1 protein-coding gene is annotated in these 868 nt (G+C 61.2%); it reads right to left on the reverse strand.

Annotation, left to right across the window (positions count from 1 at the left end):
* The coding region (locus JP75_RS24620; protein WP_035087819.1) for a response regulator at window positions 1-754 on the reverse strand (754 nt) is incomplete at its 3' end.
* Window positions 755-868: the final 114 nt, after the last annotated feature.

The raw sequence follows: 868 nt of genomic DNA on the forward strand, positions 1-868 counted from the left end.
GGCTGGTCAGGGCCTTGACCATGTCCGGGTTGAACGGCTTGGTCACGAGGAAGGTCGGTTCCGGCCGTTCGCCGGTCAGCAGCCGTTCGGGGAAGGCGGTGATGAAGATCACCGGCACCGAATAGGCGTTGAGAATCTCGTTGACCGCATCGATGCCCGATGAGCCATCGGCCAGCTGGATGTCGGCGAGGATCATCTTGGGCTGGGTCTTGGCGAACTGCGCCACCGCCTCGCGGTGCGTGCGGGCAATGCCCACCACGTTGTGTCCAAGGCTTTCGACCAATTGCTCGATATCCATGGCGATGAGCGGCTCGTCCTCGATGATGAGGATGTCGGTGGCCACCTGCCGGGAAATCTCGATGGAGGCTTCCTCGACCAGCGACTGGAATTCCTCGATGCTGACGCCCAATACCTCTGCGGCTTCGGCATTGCTGAAGCCTTCGACCGAGACGAGCAGGAAGGCCTGCCGGGGAACCGGCGCCAGGGCTGCCAGGTTCATCGCTGCGGTCTGTTCCCAGATGGGAGAGGAGGCGGCGTCGGGAATGGAAACGTCCGAAGACGAAAACAGCGCCGAAAAGAGCTTGTAGAGAGCGATACGGTCGTTCGTCGCCTCGGGAAAGAGCGACGTGTCGCCGATCAGGGCTTCCAGAGTAGCTGCTACATAGGCGTCACCTGAGGCTTGCGACCCGGTGGTCGCTCTCGCGAAGCGCCGCAGGTAGGGTAGGTGCGGTGCAATCCGCGTTGAAAGGGTCATGGCAATGATCTCCCCGATCGCGCTTTTATCCTTGATGTCCGATGGAACGCGTCAGGGCGCTAACTCGTTCCGCGGGCGATGGAACTTTTTTGGTCCCTATGCATTCTTGCCTCC

The sequence above is a fragment of the Devosia riboflavina genome, from assembly GCF_000743575.1.
GTDB lineage: Bacteria > Pseudomonadota > Alphaproteobacteria > Rhizobiales > Devosiaceae > Devosia > Devosia riboflavina.